Annotated in this window: 17 protein-coding genes; 9 read left to right on the top strand and 8 right to left on the bottom strand. The window is 52.5% G+C overall.

Going from position 1 to position 17,420, the window contains the following annotated elements; genetic code table 11:
• Position 1: 1 nt before the first annotated feature.
• The 4 genes from recR to dnaX all read right to left on the bottom strand — a co-directional run bounded on the left by recR (position 2) and on the right by dnaX (position 4,480).
• Positions 2 to 604: a recombination mediator RecR gene (recR, locus tag GVL50_RS14165; RefSeq protein ID WP_008088815.1), complete on the bottom strand. Its 603-nt coding sequence runs from the start codon at positions 602 to 604 to the stop codon at positions 2 to 4.
• Positions 605 to 670: 66 nt separating this feature from the next.
• Positions 671 to 1,705 (bottom strand): NADP-dependent oxidoreductase, encoded by a 1,035-nt coding sequence (locus GVL50_RS14160; protein WP_159813732.1) that lies wholly within the window; start codon positions 1,703 to 1,705, stop codon positions 671 to 673.
• A gap of 269 nt (positions 1,706 to 1,974) precedes the next feature.
• A complete protein-coding gene (locus tag GVL50_RS14155; protein WP_053118768.1) occupies positions 1,975 to 2,313 on the bottom strand; it encodes a YbaB/EbfC family nucleoid-associated protein in 339 nt (112 codons plus the stop codon).
• A gap of 67 nt (positions 2,314 to 2,380) precedes the next feature.
• Positions 2,381 to 4,480 (bottom strand): DNA polymerase III subunit gamma/tau, encoded by a 2,100-nt coding sequence (gene dnaX, locus GVL50_RS14150; protein WP_159813730.1) that lies wholly within the window; start codon positions 4,478 to 4,480, stop codon positions 2,381 to 2,383.
• A 145-nt stretch (positions 4,481 to 4,625) separates the two neighbouring features.
• On the opposite strand from dnaX, the gene GVL50_RS14145 reads away from it, so the two are divergent.
• The 4 genes from GVL50_RS14145 to GVL50_RS14130 all read left to right on the top strand — a co-directional run bounded on the left by GVL50_RS14145 (position 4,626) and on the right by GVL50_RS14130 (position 8,856).
• Positions 4,626 to 5,375: an ABC transporter substrate-binding protein gene (locus GVL50_RS14145; protein ID WP_159813728.1), complete on the top strand. Its 750-nt coding sequence runs from the start codon at positions 4,626 to 4,628 to the stop codon at positions 5,373 to 5,375.
• 425 nt (positions 5,376 to 5,800) lie between these two features.
• The gene (locus GVL50_RS14140) at positions 5,801 to 7,093 is read left to right on the top strand and encodes a site-specific integrase (RefSeq protein ID WP_159813726.1); all 1,293 of its coding nucleotides are present in this window, start codon (positions 5,801 to 5,803) and stop codon (positions 7,091 to 7,093) included.
• A 242-nt stretch (positions 7,094 to 7,335) separates the two neighbouring features.
• Positions 7,336 to 7,689 (top strand): hypothetical protein, encoded by a 354-nt coding sequence (locus GVL50_RS14135; RefSeq protein ID WP_159813724.1) that lies wholly within the window; start codon positions 7,336 to 7,338, stop codon positions 7,687 to 7,689.
• A gap of 285 nt (positions 7,690 to 7,974) precedes the next feature.
• Positions 7,975 to 8,856: a hypothetical protein gene (locus tag GVL50_RS14130; protein ID WP_159813722.1), complete on the top strand. Its 882-nt coding sequence runs from the start codon at positions 7,975 to 7,977 to the stop codon at positions 8,854 to 8,856.
• A 778-nt stretch (positions 8,857 to 9,634) separates the two neighbouring features.
• Here GVL50_RS14130 and GVL50_RS14125 read toward each other — a convergent pair.
• On the bottom strand, positions 9,635 to 9,943 hold the full coding sequence (locus GVL50_RS14125) for a hypothetical protein (protein ID WP_159813720.1): 309 nt from the start codon (positions 9,941 to 9,943) through the stop codon (positions 9,635 to 9,637).
• A 123-nt stretch (positions 9,944 to 10,066) separates the two neighbouring features.
• On the opposite strand from GVL50_RS14125, the gene GVL50_RS14120 reads away from it, so the two are divergent.
• The 3 genes from GVL50_RS14120 (at position 10,067) to GVL50_RS14110 (ending at position 12,781) form a co-directional block, all read left to right on the top strand.
• Complete coding sequence (locus tag GVL50_RS14120) at positions 10,067 to 10,324, top strand: helix-turn-helix domain-containing protein (protein WP_159813718.1); 258 nt, start codon at positions 10,067 to 10,069, stop codon at positions 10,322 to 10,324.
• A gap of 234 nt (positions 10,325 to 10,558) precedes the next feature.
• Complete coding sequence (locus GVL50_RS14115) at positions 10,559 to 11,710, top strand: DNA cytosine methyltransferase (protein WP_256671866.1); 1,152 nt, start codon at positions 10,559 to 10,561, stop codon at positions 11,708 to 11,710.
• A 78-nt stretch (positions 11,711 to 11,788) separates the two neighbouring features.
• Entirely contained in the window at positions 11,789 to 12,781 is a 993-nt protein-coding gene (locus tag GVL50_RS14110; RefSeq protein WP_218586041.1) for an HNH endonuclease, read from the top strand.
• On the opposite strand, the gene GVL50_RS14105 is transcribed toward GVL50_RS14110, so the two are convergent.
• Entirely contained in the window at positions 12,782 to 13,207 is a 426-nt protein-coding gene (locus GVL50_RS14105; protein WP_159813716.1) for a very short patch repair endonuclease, read from the bottom strand.
• Positions 13,208 to 13,519: 312 nt separating this feature from the next.
• On the opposite strand from GVL50_RS14105, the gene GVL50_RS14100 reads away from it, so the two are divergent.
• Positions 13,520 to 14,074 carry a recombinase family protein gene (locus tag GVL50_RS14100; RefSeq protein ID WP_159813714.1) on the top strand — a complete coding sequence of 185 codons (555 nt, stop codon included), beginning with the start codon at positions 13,520 to 13,522 and terminating at the stop codon, positions 14,072 to 14,074.
• Between the two features lie 282 nt (positions 14,075 to 14,356).
• A complete protein-coding gene (locus tag GVL50_RS14095; protein WP_159813712.1) occupies positions 14,357 to 15,031 on the top strand; it encodes a hypothetical protein in 675 nt (224 codons plus the stop codon).
• Positions 15,032 to 15,144: 113 nt separating this feature from the next.
• On the opposite strand, the gene GVL50_RS14090 is transcribed toward GVL50_RS14095, so the two are convergent.
• Both GVL50_RS14090 and GVL50_RS14085 read right to left on the bottom strand, forming a co-directional pair.
• On the bottom strand, positions 15,145 to 16,248 hold the full coding sequence (locus tag GVL50_RS14090) for an ATP-binding protein (protein ID WP_159813710.1): 1,104 nt from the start codon (positions 16,246 to 16,248) through the stop codon (positions 15,145 to 15,147).
• Entirely contained in the window at positions 16,238 to 17,005 is a 768-nt protein-coding gene (locus GVL50_RS14085; protein ID WP_159813708.1) for a hypothetical protein, read from the bottom strand. The genes GVL50_RS14090 and GVL50_RS14085 overlap by 11 nt, the downstream gene beginning before the upstream one ends.
• Between the last annotated feature and the right edge of the window lie 415 nt (positions 17,006 to 17,420).

Below are 17,420 nucleotides of genomic sequence, written 5' to 3'. Positions count from 1 at the left end.
TTCAGAGGGAAATCGGTTTCCGCCCGGCAAACGAATGCGCCAGCGTGCCGCCATCCACCAGTTCCAGTTCGCCACCCAACGGCACACCGTGAGCAATCCGCGAAGCGATCAGGCCTTTGTTCTGCAACAACTGCGCGATGTAATGCGCTGTGGCTTCACCCTCAACCGTAGGATTGGTCGCAAGGATCACTTCAGCAAACGTCCCTGCCTCCTCAATCCGCGCCATCAGTTGCGGAATACCGATCGCCTCAGGCCCGAGACCGTCCAGCGGCGACAAATGCCCCTTGAGCACAAAGTAGCGGCCACGGAAGCCAGTTTGCTCGACCGCATAGACATCCATCGGCCCTTCGACAACGCACAGCAACGTGTCGTCGCGGCGGGTGTCGGCGCATTGCGGGCACAGATCGTCTTCGGTCAGCGTGCGGCATTGGCGGCAGTGACCGACCCCTTCCATGGCTTGGCTCAAGGCCTGGGCCAGACGCAGACCGCCGCTGCGATCTCGCTCGAGCATCTGCAACGCCATGCGCTGGGCGGTTTTCTGACCCACGCCGGGCAAGGTGCGCAGGGCGTCGATCAGTTGGCGAATCAAAGGGCTGAAGCTCATGGGTAAAAAGTCCGACAAAACAACGAGACGCGGTTTATACCCGCGCCTCTGGCCAGCGTCAAATACTCAGTCCTGAGCGACCCGCACCACCAGTTTGCCGAAGTTACGTCCCTCCAGCAGACCGATAAATGCTTCCGGCGCCTGCTCCAGGCCATCGACCACGTCTTCGCGGAATTTCACCTTGCCATCGCGCACCCACGGCACCATCGCGCTGATGAATTCCGGCTGACGATCGCCGTAGTCATCAAAGACGATGAAGCCCTGAATGCGTACGCGTTTGGTCAGCAACGTACGCTGCAGCATCGGCAGACGATCCGGGCCTTTCGGGGCTTCAGAGGCGTTGTAACCGGCGATCAGGCCGCACAGCGGGATGCGCGCTTTGGGGTTGAGCAACGGCACGACCGCGTCGAATACGTGGCCGCCAACGTTTTCGTAATAGATGTCGATGCCATTCGGGCACGCCTTGGCCAGTTGCTCGGCGAAGTCGTCAGCCTTGTGATCGATGCAGGCTTCGAAGCCCAATTCCTCGACCACGTATTTGCACTTCTCGGCACCACCGGCGACACCGACCGCGCGCAGGCCTTTGATCTTCGCCACCTGGCCGACCACCGAACCGACAGCACCGGACGCGGCAGCGACGACGAGGGTCTCGCCTTCTTTCGGCTGACCGATGTCCATCAATCCCATGTACGCGGTCATGCCGGGCATGCCCAGCACACCGAGGGCCATCGACGGGCTCGGCAACCCGGACGGGATCGGGATGATGTTGCGGCCATCGCTGATGCTGTGGCTTTGCCAGCCTGTGGCACCGACCACCAGATCACCCTTATGAAACTTCGGATGACGCGAGTCTTCGACGCGACTGACAGCGCCACCGGTCATCACCTCGCCGATTTCGACGGGCGCGGCGTAGGACGGTGCATCACTCATGCGCCCACGCATGTAGGGGTCGAGGGACAGGTAGAGGGTTTTCAGCAGTATCTGGCCGTCCTGCAGATCGGGCAGCGCTTCGCGTTCGAGACGGAAGTTTTCCGGGGTCGGCGCGCCAACCGGACGCGAGGCGAGGACAAAGCGTTGATTGAGGGTAAGAGGGTCGGACATGTCAGCGTCTCCTGTGAATGATGAATTCAGCGGGTATAGGGAGCAGACCGTTGAGGCGGTGGGGTGTTCGATGTTTCGTACGACATTCATGTAGGAGCTGCGGCACGCTGCGATCTTTTGATCTTGCTTGTGAAAACAACAGGATCAAAAGATCGCAGCCTCGTTTCACTCGACAGCTCCTACAGGGTGCGGTGTTAATGAGGCAGAAACAAAAATGCCAGGCGCAATGCCTGGCATTTTGTGTAGCTCATCTGCCGCCGGTTGGCGAATCAGAATGGCAGTTTCATACCCGCAGGCAAGTTCATGCCGGCGGTCATGCCGCCCATTTTTTCCTGGCTGCTGGCTTCGATCTTGCGCACGGCGTCGTTGACGGCGGCGGCGACCAGGTCTTCGATCACTTCACGGTCGTCTTCGTCCAGACCCGGCAGCAGGGTTGGGTCGATGCTGACGCGCTTGAGGTCGTGACGACCGGTCATCACCACGGTGACCATATCGCCGCCGGCCTTACCGGTGACTTCGGCGTTGGCCAGTTCTTCCTGCATCTTGGCCATTTTTTCCTGCATCTGCTGCGCCTGCTTCATCAGGCCGGCCATGCCACCTTTCATCATGGGAATCACCTCAAAAGTACTTGGATCAAAACAGCGCCCGGCCATGGAGGCCGAGCACCTTCAGTTATTAGCCTTGGGCGACCAAGGCGTCGACAGGTTCAATAGTATCGTGTCGCACCACCGCGCCAAACTGCTGAACCATCTGCTGGATGAACGGATCGCCATGAATCGACTCCTCCGCTTCGCGCTGACGGTTGGCCCGGCGACGGGAGGCGGCCTGAGCCGGGGTCTCCTGCTCGGGTTTGATCAGCTCGATGGTCAGCGTCAGCGTGCGACCGTGGAACTGGTTCAACGCATCGTTCAGACGTCGCTGCTGCGTGGCGTTGAACAGCGCACTGTGCGCCGGATCGAGGTGCATCAGCCAATGATCGCCATCAACCGCGATCAACGTACAGTTGGCGGCGATGCTGCCGGTCATGCCGGAGATCGGCAGTTTCGGGAACAGCTCAAGCCATTGCAAGGCCAGACCGGTGGCTGGCGCCGCTGCGGGCTCAGGTTCGGGTTCCGGCTCTGGATCGGCAGCGTGTTCGCTGGCCAGTTCGTCGAGGTAGCTGTACGCCGAGTCCATGTCCGGCTCGATGTAATCCTCGTCCAGCGGCGGCTCATCGTCCATGTCGGTGCCCGGCGTGGCGGCATCGACGTCAGCGACTGAAGGCTCTGGAATTGGCGCGGCGGCCCATTCCGGCGCGTCAGGAACGACGCTGTCCGGGGTCGGCAACGGCATCGGCGGCAACTCGGGTTGCTCAGCAGCGGTCTCCAGCATAGGCTCGACGGCAGGTTGCTGAGCTGGCTCGGGTTCTGGCTCGGCCTCGGCTTCTACCGGGTCGTTCCACGGCAGATCGACAACGGCTTCAGCGACGACGGGCGTTGGCTCTGGCTCTGGCTCGGCAACTGGAGCAACTGGAGCAACCGGCGCAGGCTCTGGAGCCGGCGCAGGTGCTGTTACAGGAGCCGGCGTCGGGGCAACAGCCGCAGCAACCACCGGCGCAGGTTTAGGCGCGGCAGCCACTGAATTTGCGGAATCAACTGTGGCCTGGCTGATCCCCACTGGCTTTAGCGGTTGCCTCGGGGCGTCCGCCGTATCAGCCGGCCGGAAGGCCAGCATTCGCAGCAGCACCATTTCGAAACCGCCGCGCGGGTCCGGCGCCAGCGGCAAATCGCGGCGGCCGATCAGGCCCATCTGGTAATAGAACTGCACGTCTTCGGCCGGCAAGGCTTGCGCCAGCGCCAACACGCGATCGCGATCGCCATGGCCGTTGTCGACGCCTTCCGGCAGCGCTTGCGCGATAGCGACGCGGTGCAGAACGTTAAGAATTTCCGAGAGCACGCCGTTCCAGTCAGGGCCCTGCTCGGCCAGGTGGCGCACCGCTTCAAGCAATGCCTTGGCATCGCCTTCAATCAACGAATGCAGTATGTCAAAGACCTGACCGTGATCCAGCGTGCCGAGCATCGCCCGCACGTCGGTGGCGAGCACCTTGCCTTCACCGAAAGCAATGGCCTGATCGGTCAGGCTCATGGCGTCACGCATCGAACCGTCAGCGGCGCGACCGAGCAGCCACAGCGCGTCGTCTTCGAACGGCACGCTTTCGGCGGTTAGAACGTGGGTCAAATGCTCGACCACGCGCTCCGGCGTCATGTTCTTCAGTGAGAACTGAAGGCAGCGCGACAAAATCGTTGCTGGAAGTTTCTGCGGGTCGGTGGTCGCGAGGATGAACTTGACGTACGGCGGCGGTTCTTCGAGGGTTTTCAGCAGCGCATTGAAGGAATGGCTGGAAAGCATGTGCACTTCGTCGATCAGGTAGACCTTGAAGCGCCCACGGCTCGGCGCGTACTGCACGTTGTCGAGCAACTCGCGGGTGTCTTCGACCTTGGTGCGGCTCGCGGCGTCGATCTCGATCAGGTCGACAAAGCGGCCCTCGTCGATTTCACGGCACACCGAGCACTCGCCGCACGGGCTGGAAGTGATACCTGTCTCACAGTTCAGGCATTTGGCAATGATCCGCGCAATCGTGGTTTTACCCACCCCGCGCGTCCCGGTAAACAGGTACGCGTGGTGCAGCCGCTGGCTGTCCAAGGCATTGATCAGAGCTTTGAGCACATGGGTCTGGCCGACCATTTCGCGGAACGAGCGCGGACGCCATTTACGTGCAAGAACCTGATAACTCATCGAAAACCGTCGCAGCGAAGGAAGCAGAAGCGGCTAATGCTAGCGGAGCAAGGGCAAAATTGCATCCGATGTCCTCGTCTAATGTGGCTAAGCTCCATGAGCAGAGGCTTTTATCGGCTCAGGACAGGGAATTACCGGAGCGTTTATGCGTTGGGCCGTGGGGGCACTGCTGGGATTCAGCCTGAGCGTGGCGGCCGCCGAGCCACCGCTGCGCTTTGCCATGCCCGACAGTTGGGCGATGCCGATGGTGCAATACGAACGCGGCCGCCCGACCCAGGGCATCCTCTACGACATCATGCTCAGCCTCGCCACCCAAGTCGGCGCGCCGGCCGAGTTTCACGTGCTGCCGCGTGCCCGGGTGCAGAGCGCCATGGAGCACGGCGAGATTGATGTGCGCTGCTATGCCGCGCAGTCGTGGCTGCCGAATCAGTCTGGGGATTACATCTGGAGTCTGCCGCTGTTGTTCCAGCGTGATCTGTTGGTCAGTCGCAAGGATCAGCCCGTCAGCATCAACCCCGCCACCCTGCCCCGCCAATCCATCGGCACCGTGCTTGGCTACATCTACCCTACCCTGCAACCACTGTTCGATACCGATCACTTGCACCGCGAAGATGCGCGCAATCAGGAGCAGGTGTTGGAGAAGTTGCTGGCCGGGCGTTATCGCTATGCGGTGAGCAATCAGTGGACGCTGGACTGGTTTAATCAGCGACTGACGCCGGCGCAGCAACTGCAAGCGGTGGCGGTGTTGCAGGAGCAGAAGGTTGGTTGTTATGTAAGGAACGACCCGAAGGTGCCGGTGCAACGGATCTTGCGCACGTTGTTGCGGATGAAAATGTCGGGGGAGATTGATGAGATTATCCGGCTTTACACCGGCCACCCTGAGAGCGATCGCTAACCCCTGTAGGAGTGAGCCTGCTCGCGATGGCGGTGTATCAGCCAACACATTTATAGCAGACAGGACGCCATCGCGAGCAGGCTCACTCCTACAAGGGATCTGTGTGAACCGCTTAATCGCAGACACAAAAAAACCGCAGTGGGTGAAACCCATGCAGTTCTGGTTGAAGCGTTCGATTGTTCGTTAAGGTGGCGACCCCACCAGCCACACCCCGGCACACAATGTTCCCGCTGTGGCTGCTGCCTTCCGGCTCTGACCAGGTGGCATGCCAGCATGTTCGGCAATCGTTGCGGGCCTTACGGGGCAAGGGTTTCAGGCTCTTTGGGTTGCAATATCTCTACCGTGCAAACTCCCTGCACGGCAGTAAAAGCTCGGGGTGTAGCCAGCACTGTCACACTTTGCTGTCACACTTTGGTGTCACACCCATGGCTTACCTGATCAAGCGCGGGGCGCTCTATTACCTCAATCTCAAGCTGCCCAAGCACCTCTTCCCGAGGTGTCACACTTTACGTTTGAGCCTGAACATCCGGCAGCGGCAGAACGCCCTGTTCCTCGCTGCTTCACTCGCCCAGCAAGTCCACAGCCACTTGAACGCCCACCCCATGGCCGACCTTCAGACGCTGCGTAGGCTGTGTTCGGAATGGCGAGATGCTACCCCAACGCAGCCAATCCAGACTACTCCAAGGAAGGCGCCAGCGGCCACCATGAAGCGGAATAGCGACGGCCCTACCCTCGCCAGCTTATCCAAGCTCTATATAGAAGAAGGAAAACGTGGTGGCACATGGCGTGAGGTCAGCACGCACGAAGTCGAACGCTCATTACGAGACTTGTTCGAACTGATGGGTGACATGCCCGTGGAAGCATTCGACGTCCAGCAAGCCCGCCTGTTGAAAGATCGTTTGAGTCGCTGCCCGCAATACTTTGGCCTACGCCCCGAGTACGAGGGCAAGACCCTAAAGCAGGTGGTTGAGTCAGGCGCCACTTACAAGACCATCACAGCCGTTACCGTGAACAATCGCTTACGCAAACTCTCTGCCTTCCTGAACTGGTGCAAGACAAATGGATATGTAGCGGATAATCCTCTGGTGGGCATGAAGGTGATGACTGGATCGGCCAAGGAGGCACGGTTGTCCTTTGATCGACACGATCTGACCACCCTGCTCAATCTGGATGCACTCAAAACAGAAGCCCGAAAGCATCCATGGCGCTACTGGTTGCCGCTCCTAGGGCGAGCCACTGGGGCACGATTGGAAGAACTCTGCCAATTGCGGGTGGATGACTTCATCGAGCAACAGGGCATGCAGTGCATCCGCATCGATGACAGCTGTGAAGGCCAGAACCTGAAGAACTCCAGCAGCCGTCGTGTTCTTCCCCTGCACCCTTCTCTGATCGAGCAGGGCTTGTTGCAACACGCTGACTCAGTCAGGGCAAATGGGGATGATCGCCTATTCCCCAAACTGGAAGCAGTGCGAGGAAAGCTCGGGCACGCAGCCTCGAAATGGTTTGGCCGCTATAAGGCGAAACTGGGTATCACCGATCCACGCAAAACCTTCCACAGTTTCCGCCACACCTTCATCGATGATCTGCGTGATGCTGGCGTGCAAGACTCACTGATCAAACGAATGGTGGGACATGAAGACAGCTCCGTCACCTTCGGCATCTATGGCAGCAGAATCCCGATCAAAGCGATGGCCGAGGCGTTGACGCACATTCAATAACCCCGAATTACCATCGATAAACCCGAGCATAACCTGCACTGGATTCGTCGTGTTCTGAGGAACAACTGTCGTTCAGTCCAGTGTTTACGGGCTTACATGGCTGTCTGGACTAAGCAGGGGCCTTTCTCTCCGATGGAAATTGGTTTTGGAGCGAATGGGGCATAATGTCTGGCATCACATTGAGCCCCGCTAGTGATGCCTTCATGATATTTTGCTGTTGTGAATACTCTCAAGGGACAGACATGAAAAACCACGTCTTCTTTACTTGCCTGTCTATAGCTGCAATCACCGGCTGCGGCTCCTCAAAATCTGAACTTGAAGATCAGGTAAAATTCCACGCGGCACTCTTCCACGGGATAGGAGACGTGACGACACTTCGAGTTTCAGGTCTGTCCACTCTAAAGTCCGGAAAAACCGAAGGCGTATGCGGCACGGCCTTCTATGACTTGAAAGGCAATAGCAATAATAGGCAAAGTCCGACCAGATTCATGCTTTTAGTCAGCCCTGCTAAGATCGTTTTACTTGAAAACGACTGGCTTTCTGGAAAAAATAGAGCATTCTCCAGCGATTGGAACGAGTTTTGCGAAAAAGGATAATCGTACTCTTACAAGCTGGAAACGGGGGCTTCTCGCAAGCGCACTTAATCCCATGAAAGCCCAGAAAATATTCAAGTCGTCAATAGGCAGCTTGACAAGAGCAGTATAAAAGTGCATTATGCTCGCCTGTCTCGACGGACAGACCGACACCTCGAAGAGCCTCACTCAAACACGGTTACAGTAGTGTTTTAGATTGGGGCTTTTTTGTGTGCGGCATTTAACCAATAAAACCGGCAATACCCGAGGTAACGCCTATAGACCGAACTAATCACAGGAGAACAATCCATGTCACACCCATTCGTTTTGAATCTGATTCCCACCGTCCACGCTGCAAATGATGATGCGTCCTCCACGTCGCCATCCATCCTTGATCCTCGCGAAGAAAAAGTTCTCGCACTCCATAGAACGGGCATGTCTCGACGCAAGATAATTGAAGCAACAGGTGAAACCGAGCATTACGTTCGCCAAGCCATCAAGGGCGTGCCTGTAGTTGAAAAGCTCCCAACATCCCCGTTCGAGCGTGCAGTCGCCCTGTGTTATCCGATGGCGATTCGTCGCACTGGAATCAGGGACTACGAGTTTCGATCCACGATGAACGAATGCTACGGTGTTGACTGGGATACTGAAAAAGGTAAATACAAGGGGCGTTATACCGCTGACCATCTCAAGCGAATGAGAGAACGGATTCGTGAACGTGCTACAGCAGAAGGACAGTCGGCCATCTTCGTTATGGACTGGATCAATACAAGCGAGCCAGTCAAGTCGAACACTGTAATCACGCAATGTGTTTTGAATGTACAAGATGCCATTCAAGAGGCTGTAGATGAATTCATGCAGGCATCTGGAATACAGAATGTCGAAGAAGGAGTTGATCTTGCACTGGCCAGAAGAAAGCAAAAGTTTGCAGCGCGACGGTACATCCTCAAGCTGGCAGTAAAAGGGTTTTCTAAGGAACCTGTTGGACTCCTACAGGAACGCACGCTGGATCAGGTCAACCAGCTCGCAGGCACTCCAGATGCTCCCGGTGTAAACGTTTCAGTGATCAAGACCCATCACCCTGAGCCAAAGTGGCATGATGCATTTTTGGACTACTGTGAAGGACAAGGCTGGTTGCACCCTGATCATTATCCAGAAGTTGAACTCGCCATTTCAGGAGCAGGATACTGACAGGAAGGATCACCCACTCACGCCCACCATATATATACTATGGGTGGGTGGGTGCTTCGCCCTCCACCCGAGTATTACTCCAGACGGTAACGTCTGAGTGGGATACCCATGCTTCATGGACAAAAGTCGTATCGTCCCGATTCTGGATCAGCACTCCAATTAATAAAATGATATCAACACACATCAAAGCTCTTCGCTTTTGATCTGCTACACCGAAGGTGACGTGCAATGACTGTCAGCGTCAGCTGACGGGATACTACCGAATGCGGACGCATTCACTTCTGCACCAACAAACAAGAGCAAGATCACAAGCAAAGAGCTGGATTTGTGTAAAGTTCATTTAGTTACTGGAGTACATCCGAAGGACTGTCGGCGTGCACGCCGTAGTCGAATACAGTTTAAAGCTCACGCTTTCGGTGCAAGAACCTTGGCGGAGCCAGGAGTTAGTAACCCTTCAAGCTCCGCTTGGGTGAGGCCAATACCGATCAGGATCACCACTTGGAAGTGCGATCAGTCTCAACCCAACTGTGTTGTTTCGCACTTGGTACCTTGCTCTCCATGATCTGACTGATTTGCCAGTCAATCTTTCTGTTGTGCCTATCGTTGCTTCGCATCGTGATACCCCAGATCAGCAACCAGATGCCACAGGTTGGTATGCACAACAACAGGTGCAAGATGTGATTCGTATTCTTCTTCTGGCTGGTCAGGTAATACAATCGATCATTCATGATTATTCCGTGTACATGCTGTTCAAAGATTAGATTTCAGTGCGATCGGATTACCGTAGGTAGAAATACAGAAAGACTACGAGCAGTACTACGAATATCACTCGACCTTGAAGTACATCGTAGTCCAGTTCGTCTTTCTTGACCTGTTTGTATGTATCGGCGTCACTAAATCCCTGTGTTTTGTACAGCATGATCTGATTAATCTGCTTGTCGATTCTTTTGTTGTGGGCGTCATTGTTTCGCATGGTTATCCCCCACACGATCAACCATAGCCCTCCCGTCAGTACCGTCAGAATCACATGCAAGATGTGGTTGGTGCTTCTCTTCTGGCTGGTCAGTACAAACAGCTTTTCGTTCATGGTTCATCCTTGCGACATGGCTGGTGGTTTGAGTGGTGGCGCTTGGCACTAAATTTATCCCAAATTCAGATATCTGAATACCAGATATAGGTTGGTAGGCTGCCCACTCGTAGCCAGTCATCCATGTCCAAGACGATCTATAGACCCGAACACGCAGTGCTTTTGTCGCTGCTGAAGAAGTACAGGAAAGCGGCTGGCCTTACTCAAGTCCAGTGCTCAAAGGCTCTGGATCGTCCACAGTCCTTTATGAGTGACGTCGAAAGCGGAACACGTCGCTTGGACATCGTGCAGCTTCGCGATCTGTGTGATGTCCTGGGAATTGGTCTTAAAGACCTCATCGTAGAATTTGAAAAGACATTGGTTGATGGCAGCCTGAGTTGAACTAGGATTTCTGTTTTACCTCAGCGATGCTTCATTGGTCGGAGAGGCAGGCTATCTATTGAAGATTCGCTTACCCTTCGCTCCCCTTTCAGGTTGACTCGCTGCTCGCGTAAAATGTACTGTAGGTATATACAGTAAGCAGGGCGTTGCTGGACGCTACTCCAGAAAATTCTGTTCGAAGAAGGGGGGCAACGATGAAATCTGTCACCTTCTGCCCTGGTTGGGCTTGTCTTGATGGTTTTGCTCAGGACGCCTGCCCTATACTCCGGCGATGAAAAAATATCAGCTATGCGAATCAATATGACGCCTAACAAATTCCGTGTGATCGACCTTTTTTCCGGTGCTGGTGGCATGACGCTCGGCTTCACCGATGAGAGATTCTGCGGTGGATTCGAGTGTGTTCTGTCGGTCGATAATGATGCGGCAGCGATGCGAACGCATGAGCAGGCATACGCCGCTCCAGCGGTGGTAGGAAACATTGAGGATTGGCTACAGACAAGCCCTGACATTCCTGCTGCAGATATCGTCATCGGAGGCCCGCCTTGCCAAGGTTTTAGCCTTCTCAACAAAAACAGAACGGGGGATGGCCGTCGAGCACTGTGGGAGCCATACATGGACGTTGTGGAGCAGTGTGGTGCCAAAATGTTCGTGATGGAAAATGTCCCCGAGCTACTTCGCTCAAGCGAGTTTTTGGATATCCAATCTCGGGCAATATCCATGGGCTTTGAGATGATCTTCGAGGTCGTGAACACTGCCGATTATGGCGTGGCCCAAACTCGAAAACGGCTGATTATTATTGGGTGGAAAAAAGACCTGATCGAAACACCAGAGTTGCCGGTTAAGACGCACTCCAAGAATCCAGATGATCGATTTCTCCATCCATGGAGAACGGTCAAAGATGTGATAGCAGATTTGCCGGAGCCCGAAGGCATTCAAATTCGAGATTGTGCTCCTCCTTTGAATTTGCATTTTGGCCGCACTCCTACAGAGAAAAGTCTTGCTCGCTACAAGGCTGTTCCTCCTGGTGGCAATCGTTTTGATTTACAGCGAAATGCACCTGAGATTACTCCAGCATGTTGGATTCGGAAGACGTCCGGTGGAACTGATCTGTTTGGACGACTTTGGTGGGATAGGCCGAGCGTGACGATCAGAACTGAGTTTTTCAAACCAGAGAAAGGCCGTTACTTGCATCCAGAAAAGCATCGTCCGATAACTCACCGCGAAGCGGCAAGGATTATGGGATTTCCGGATGATTTCCCTTTTCAGGGGACGAAAATTGAAATTGCCCGGCAGATAGGGAACGCTGTCCCGCCTCTTCTCGCTGGCGCCATTGCGAAAGTCGTATTGAGGGTGCTGAGTGCGAAGTCTGAAGCAAAGGCGGCATAGTTAAGCTTACCAGTCTTGATTGCCTGAAACCTTATATGCTGGATTAGGTGTTGATAGCCTGCTGCATTTGAATTTTATGTGCTTGATTTAGTTGGCGACTCGTTCGTCATGGGAGATGAAGAGTTGGCAAGGCGTTCAGCAAAACTGCAGAGTGACCCAGAAAGCTTGCGATGTGCCTTGTTGGATCTGATTAAAAATTTCGGTTCTGAGCTGAAGAATACTGACCTTCGTGTAAGAGTTATCGCGTTAATACCCAGCTTTCACGCTCTTCGGGACTTGGGGAACTCTTTAATTCCTAAAGCGAGTGCGGCATCCGCTAGAGAGCGCATAATTTTTTATCTTGTCGCCTATCCACGCAAAGTCATCAAAGGTGATGAGCTGATGGTGGTCTCCGGCATTGACGATTGGCCAAGGCGTGTTCGTGAGCTTCGTGTTGAGCATGGTTGGAGCATCGTTACAGGAGTGACGGCACAACAAATGGTTAAGGCTGGAGACCTCGATCTGACCGCGCTAGGTATCGAGTCATTGAAGGTTGATGACTATGTATTGCTTAATGAGACGCAGGATAGGGATGCCGCAGTTCGTTGGAACATTGCAAATGAAATTCGTAACGAGAAGCTTGCTGCGAAAGATAGGTTGCTGCTTTTTTTTCAAAAGAATGTGGGGCGACCTGTCACAGGTGAAGAGCTTCGATATGTTGCCAAAGGTTCAACCGAATGGGCTCGCAGAGTGCGAGAGTTGAGAACGGAAGAGGGATGGTTTATTGCCACCAAAACGACAGGGCGCCCGGACTTACCGATTGGTGCTTATGTGCTTGAAGACATGAATCAAACACCGCCGCATGATCGAAGAATACCCGATGATGTTAGAGGTAAAGTGCTCGTCAGAGATGGACACTCCTGTCAGCACTGCACATGGGATCACACGAAGTGGAACGCCTCAGACCCGAGGCACCTTGAGTTGCACCATGTTCTTCATCACGCAAAAGGTGGGAAGAACTCGGTGGAGAATCTTATTACGCTATGTACTATTTGCCATCATAAGGTGCATAGAAAAGAAAAGTTCGAGTGATCACGTTTGCCCTTTCTGTTTTTGACACAGCTGTTGAAGAAATTGATTAAGTGTGTCCGGCCCTTTTTTTAGCTGGCATTCCCAAATGATCAAAACTCGCCAACCCAAGAGCTCTAAGGCTTTTACGTTTTCCGTGTCTCTTGCCACGTTACGTAGAAGTTTTTCGTTCCAGAACTCGAACCTGGTCTTGGGCATTGTCGCGTAGCGACATCCTGAATGGTGATGCCAGAAACAACCATGGACAAATATACATGTCCGGTATTTTGGCATCACAATGTCGGGTTTCCCGGGTAGCATTTTCTGATGTAGTCGAAATCGATAGCCATGAGCGTGTAGGAATTTCCTGACTATCATCTCCGGTCGGGTATTTGCGCTCCGAACGGTCGCCATCATTCTTGATCGAGTCGCTTGATCTACGAAATCCACACTGGCTACCTTTTTGGCAATTCAGTACATGAATGATATCGCCCTCTCGATTGTTCGCAACGCCACCGATGGTGCTATGACCGGACTGGTCGCGTGCTGGAATAGTCCATCATTGATATCCGCTGATGTGTCGTTGGGCGTTCTGGGAAAAAATCGTAGCGACGCGACAAGCGGTGGGATTGTGTTCAATGGGTGTACCCTGTGACCACTGATCGGGTGAATACAAATCAGCGTATTCATAGAGTTGTTTTGACGATTGAATACAGGCAAAGTGTAAACCTCTAGACCCTATGACTACAGGAGCACACGAAAATGGTTGACGTTGCTTACATCCGAGTTTCATCCGTTGACCAAAACGTAGATCGTCAGCTTGACGGCCTGACCTTCACCAAGACATTCACAGACAAAGTGAGTGGCGCCACAACTGAACGTCCAGCCCTTCAAGACATGATTGGCTATGTGCGTGAAGGCGACACAATCCATGTGCATTCGATTGACCGTTTGGCTCGTAGTCTGGAAGACCTGTTGAAGCTGGTGAAGGATTTCACCGATAGGGGTGTAGCCGTGAAGTTCCACAAGGAGTCTCTCCACTTCACAGGTGAGCACAACGCAATGCAGGAACTGATGCTGTCAATGATCGGCGCTGTAGCTCAGTTTGAACGCTCAATGATCAAAGAGCGCCAACGTGAAGGCATCGCCAAGGCCAAGGCCAAAGGAGTCTACACAGGACGCACCAAGGCCGTATCCAATGATGACATTCACAAAGCGATCACAGTGGACAAGCTGAGTTACAGGGACGCAGCAAAAGCTCTTGGTGTGTCCCTGTCGTCTGTTCAACGTGCAATGAAGCCCGCCATCAAGGCTTGATACAACACCGCTCATAGAGCCTCTGAGGGGGCTCAGGGTTATTTGTATATTTGTCAGCTTTCCATTTGAGCCCGTCACTTCTTGCTTAGCACCTGGCTTACCGTGACCGCCTCCAGAAAGACCCACAGAGGCGAAGTCACAGCTTATTTTTCCCAGCCACCACACAGCATGCTAATGAAGTGCTAAGGCCGCTCCGGCGGCGGCTGGGGTTTTGCGTGCAGAATCATTAGTCAGGATTCGACCAGTGCTACGATTCGTCCCTTCTGAGAACGGAGCAGGTGTATGACTACCACATGGAGGCTGAAGCAACTTCAGGAATGGATTAAAACGAATCGGCCTGATGACGACCAGACCGCAGACTTGCCGAAGTCGCTAAGCCGATCAGCCTTCATTGTTAAATATCATGCTCGACTGGCAAGGGACGCATTCGCAGAGTTCAAGCAACCTGATGGCAGTCACGACAAAATGTTTGTCGCAATGATGAGCTTTGAGCCTAAGTTCAGTATGGCTGCTCTCGCCCATGAAGCTAACATCATTGCCACTATTCACACCGTGCGAAACTACGCTGATATCTTCTCTCAGCTTGTTAACTCGCTTGTGATGAAAGCACCCATGCTTGAGAAGGATTGTACGTTTGGTAAGGTCGCCAAGGACATACCAGAATCAGCACTCAAACAAGGCATGCTTGATTTGAACTCGTCCTACTGGTTCCGTTACCTTGCAGCATTCAGCAACATTTCTAAGCATCGTCGTCTAATCCAGAGTAAGCCTAGCGTAAACTTTGAAGAAAATATGAGCGGTCTTAAAGTAGAGGTGTTTTCTTTCCAGCTCTCCTACAAAGAACCTGAAACTGATTTCTCACAATGCTGGGGCCATGACCTGCTAGAAGAGACATACAATGTCTATCGTCAAATTTTGATGCTTGGGCAGAAACTGAACAATCAAATTATTCAGTGACAGTGCAAGGCCCGCTCTTGGCGACTTTTCAATCCTGCTACATTAAAAACTGCCACCAACTAGAAGGGCTATCATCTGATAACCCTTACCAGTGCCGGTCCAAAATCTTTAGCTCACCTATTGATTTGGAATGGAACTTCAAATCTAAACGTATTTGTTGCCAATGGCGTAGCCCCAAACATCTGCCCCCCTAACCTACGGCTTGTTGCAGAAATCTGGATATCATGGGCATCAGCCACTATTTTTGCGAGATAAAGACCTACACCCTCGCCTTTTCTCAAAGATTTAGACCAGCGCCCCCGATATTTTTTAGTGAAGATCAAATCAATTTCATCATCTTCAATGGGAGGCCCCTGAGAAACCACCTCGACCTCAACTCGATCTTGCATTTCACGCAGACGGACAGCAACATCACCTACAAGACAATACTTCACCGCGTTGCTAATAAGGGAAAACGGAATTATCTTGAAGCTTTCTCTTAGATTAAAATTCCTATAACACTCACCACGAAAAATGACTTTAGTCTTAACCCCATCTTCATCAGCTTCGAAACCTGACAGGATCGAGGTTAGCTTTCTCAAGATGCCATGCAGAGACATTGAAGCAGGCCTACCAAAACGTGCAGCTGCCGGATTGAAGTAAATAGAAACCAAGTCAAAGTAGTCATTGAGCAGACCAGCAGCCTTCACCAATGATTTCATTTCTGTAGAAGCCTGCTCAAGCTGTGCGTCAACAGCCCTCACAGCCGATGAGCTAGTTTGGTCAAGGAGCCGAACTGATATACTTTCAAGCTGTCGCGCCAACCGAATCGGATCGTGCAAAGGATCAAGAAGCTCTGACTGCCGCTCCAAAATATAGTTATCAATCACCTTATCAAGCTTACTGAGAGAATTAACCCAACTATGAAATCTCCGCTCATCTAGATTTCTACCCTTCAACTCCAGCTTGAGCTCACGCGATATCTTAGTTCCGACTTGTTCTCCCTTCACACCGAATACAACTATTCGAGTTTCACCTACGGAAGCAGCAAAGTAAGACAATCCATGAGGACATAAACTTTCGCCCGACGTGCTATTAGACAAACATACTTTGGATAACTTGCATTTTTTCTCACATGTTTTAGAGAACCCCGCATCACCGGGCAGAACTAGCTGCCCAATAGAAACGGGCCACGGCGTCGATACAGAACCCGTACTGAAAACCTCTTTAAGCAACATGGCGATAAATCCTTACAAGATCCACCGTCGCCTCAAAGAGCTTGGGAAATACAGCACCATCTAATTTTAGTGCCTTCCGAGGATCATCTTGATTCTCGACCAATACGCTTAGTGAACCTAAGTATTCGTTTCGCTTAGCCTTATCCAGAGCACTACTCTCAGCCACCACCAACTGTTCAATACGTTCAACGCTGAATTTTTCAATAAAAAACTGATCTATGAGATCAGAGCACTTTTGTGCTGTCATTGGCTTCTTCGCAACATCATCAGCCTGCTCAAAAAACTTAGTTGCAAGAACGTCATATTGCTTATTAGAAACAGCGCATATCTTCTGATTAGGATTCAGCCTTCTCAACGAAGACAATAGTTTAAGACCACCCTCCTCCGGATCATCCTTAACGATGCCTTTGATATCCAGAAATATTACATCATAGGTTGCCAAAACTGCAACATCTGACAAACTAACCTGCTTATAAGTACTAATCTGATAACCCGCTTTCTTTAATTCAGCAACTGGGAAATCCGAGATCTCGTCATCAACAAATGCGACCTTACCAAGAGCCTTGGCATCAACTTTATTTGGGCTTTTAGAAATTCTCTCCACCACCTCAGGCAGCGACATCCCTGTAGCCCTCTTGGAAGAAATCCATTTACGAAATGCAAGTACTACACCAACCACGGGCACAGCTATCCCAAAGAAATTTGCCAACCCACTTGCACTTTCAAACCAAGATACGACCCCTGAAACATATTCCATTATCTCACTCTCTTAATTTTTTTTAATCACCGCAAACAAATTCTAGCTCAACCACAACAGCAAGCACCCCACCTCATACCCCGCCCCCACTAAAATTATTAATACGAATCTTTGGCAGCTTTCTTAATAAACACTCAATAGAGTAGAACTAATTAATCCACCCCATTCGAGCGGCTTTAGCATTCACGCAGTACCAGCCCAAGAAGATCCGACAATTTCTATGCACTGACCATACGGGCAAAATGCCATGACACGCATGTGCATTCAAGCACCATTTCAGTACTTGGTGTTGTAGCTTTCACACGCACGCGCCCCAAAGGCCGAGGCGCCTCATAGGAGCGAAAGCTGGATCACCTGTAGGAATATTTGCTAAAAAATTTGGGGGCGATAGGATAGGCGCCTGAGTGCACCACTT

The organism is Pseudomonas sp. 18058, assembly GCF_902706155.1.
GTDB lineage: Bacteria > Pseudomonadota > Gammaproteobacteria > Pseudomonadales > Pseudomonadaceae > Aquipseudomonas > Aquipseudomonas rustica.
This window is presented reverse-complemented; position numbering and strand designations above follow the sequence as displayed.

Coding starts and splice junctions, on each gene's coding strand:
- GVL50_RS14100 (WP_159813714.1), top strand. CDS start 13,520: ATGGTTGACGTTGCTTACATCCGAGTTTCATCCGTTGACCAAAACGTA.
- GVL50_RS14115 (WP_256671866.1), top strand. CDS start 10,559: ATGGTTTTGCTCAGGACGCCTGCCCTATACTCCGGCGATGAAAAAATA.
- GVL50_RS14140 (WP_159813726.1), top strand. CDS start 5,801: ATGGCTTACCTGATCAAGCGCGGGGCGCTCTATTACCTCAATCTCAAG.
- GVL50_RS14125 (WP_159813720.1), bottom strand. CDS start 9,943: ATGAACGAAAAGCTGTTTGTACTGACCAGCCAGAAGAGAAGCACCAAC.
- GVL50_RS14130 (WP_159813722.1), top strand. CDS start 7,975: ATGTCACACCCATTCGTTTTGAATCTGATTCCCACCGTCCACGCTGCA.
- GVL50_RS14160 (WP_159813732.1), bottom strand. CDS start 1,705: ATGTCCGACCCTCTTACCCTCAATCAACGCTTTGTCCTCGCCTCGCGT.
- GVL50_RS14135 (WP_159813724.1), top strand. CDS start 7,336: ATGAAAAACCACGTCTTCTTTACTTGCCTGTCTATAGCTGCAATCACC.
- dnaX (WP_159813730.1), bottom strand. CDS start 4,480: ATGAGTTATCAGGTTCTTGCACGTAAATGGCGTCCGCGCTCGTTCCGC.
- GVL50_RS14155 (WP_053118768.1), bottom strand. CDS start 2,313: ATGATGAAAGGTGGCATGGCCGGCCTGATGAAGCAGGCGCAGCAGATG.
- recR (WP_008088815.1), bottom strand. CDS start 604: ATGAGCTTCAGCCCTTTGATTCGCCAACTGATCGACGCCCTGCGCACC.
- GVL50_RS14145 (WP_159813728.1), top strand. CDS start 4,626: ATGCGTTGGGCCGTGGGGGCACTGCTGGGATTCAGCCTGAGCGTGGCG.
- GVL50_RS14090 (WP_159813710.1), bottom strand. CDS start 16,248: ATGTTGCTTAAAGAGGTTTTCAGTACGGGTTCTGTATCGACGCCGTGG.
- GVL50_RS14120 (WP_159813718.1), top strand. CDS start 10,067: ATGTCCAAGACGATCTATAGACCCGAACACGCAGTGCTTTTGTCGCTG.
- GVL50_RS14095 (WP_159813712.1), top strand. CDS start 14,357: ATGACTACCACATGGAGGCTGAAGCAACTTCAGGAATGGATTAAAACG.
- GVL50_RS14085 (WP_159813708.1), bottom strand. CDS start 17,005: ATGGAATATGTTTCAGGGGTCGTATCTTGGTTTGAAAGTGCAAGTGGG.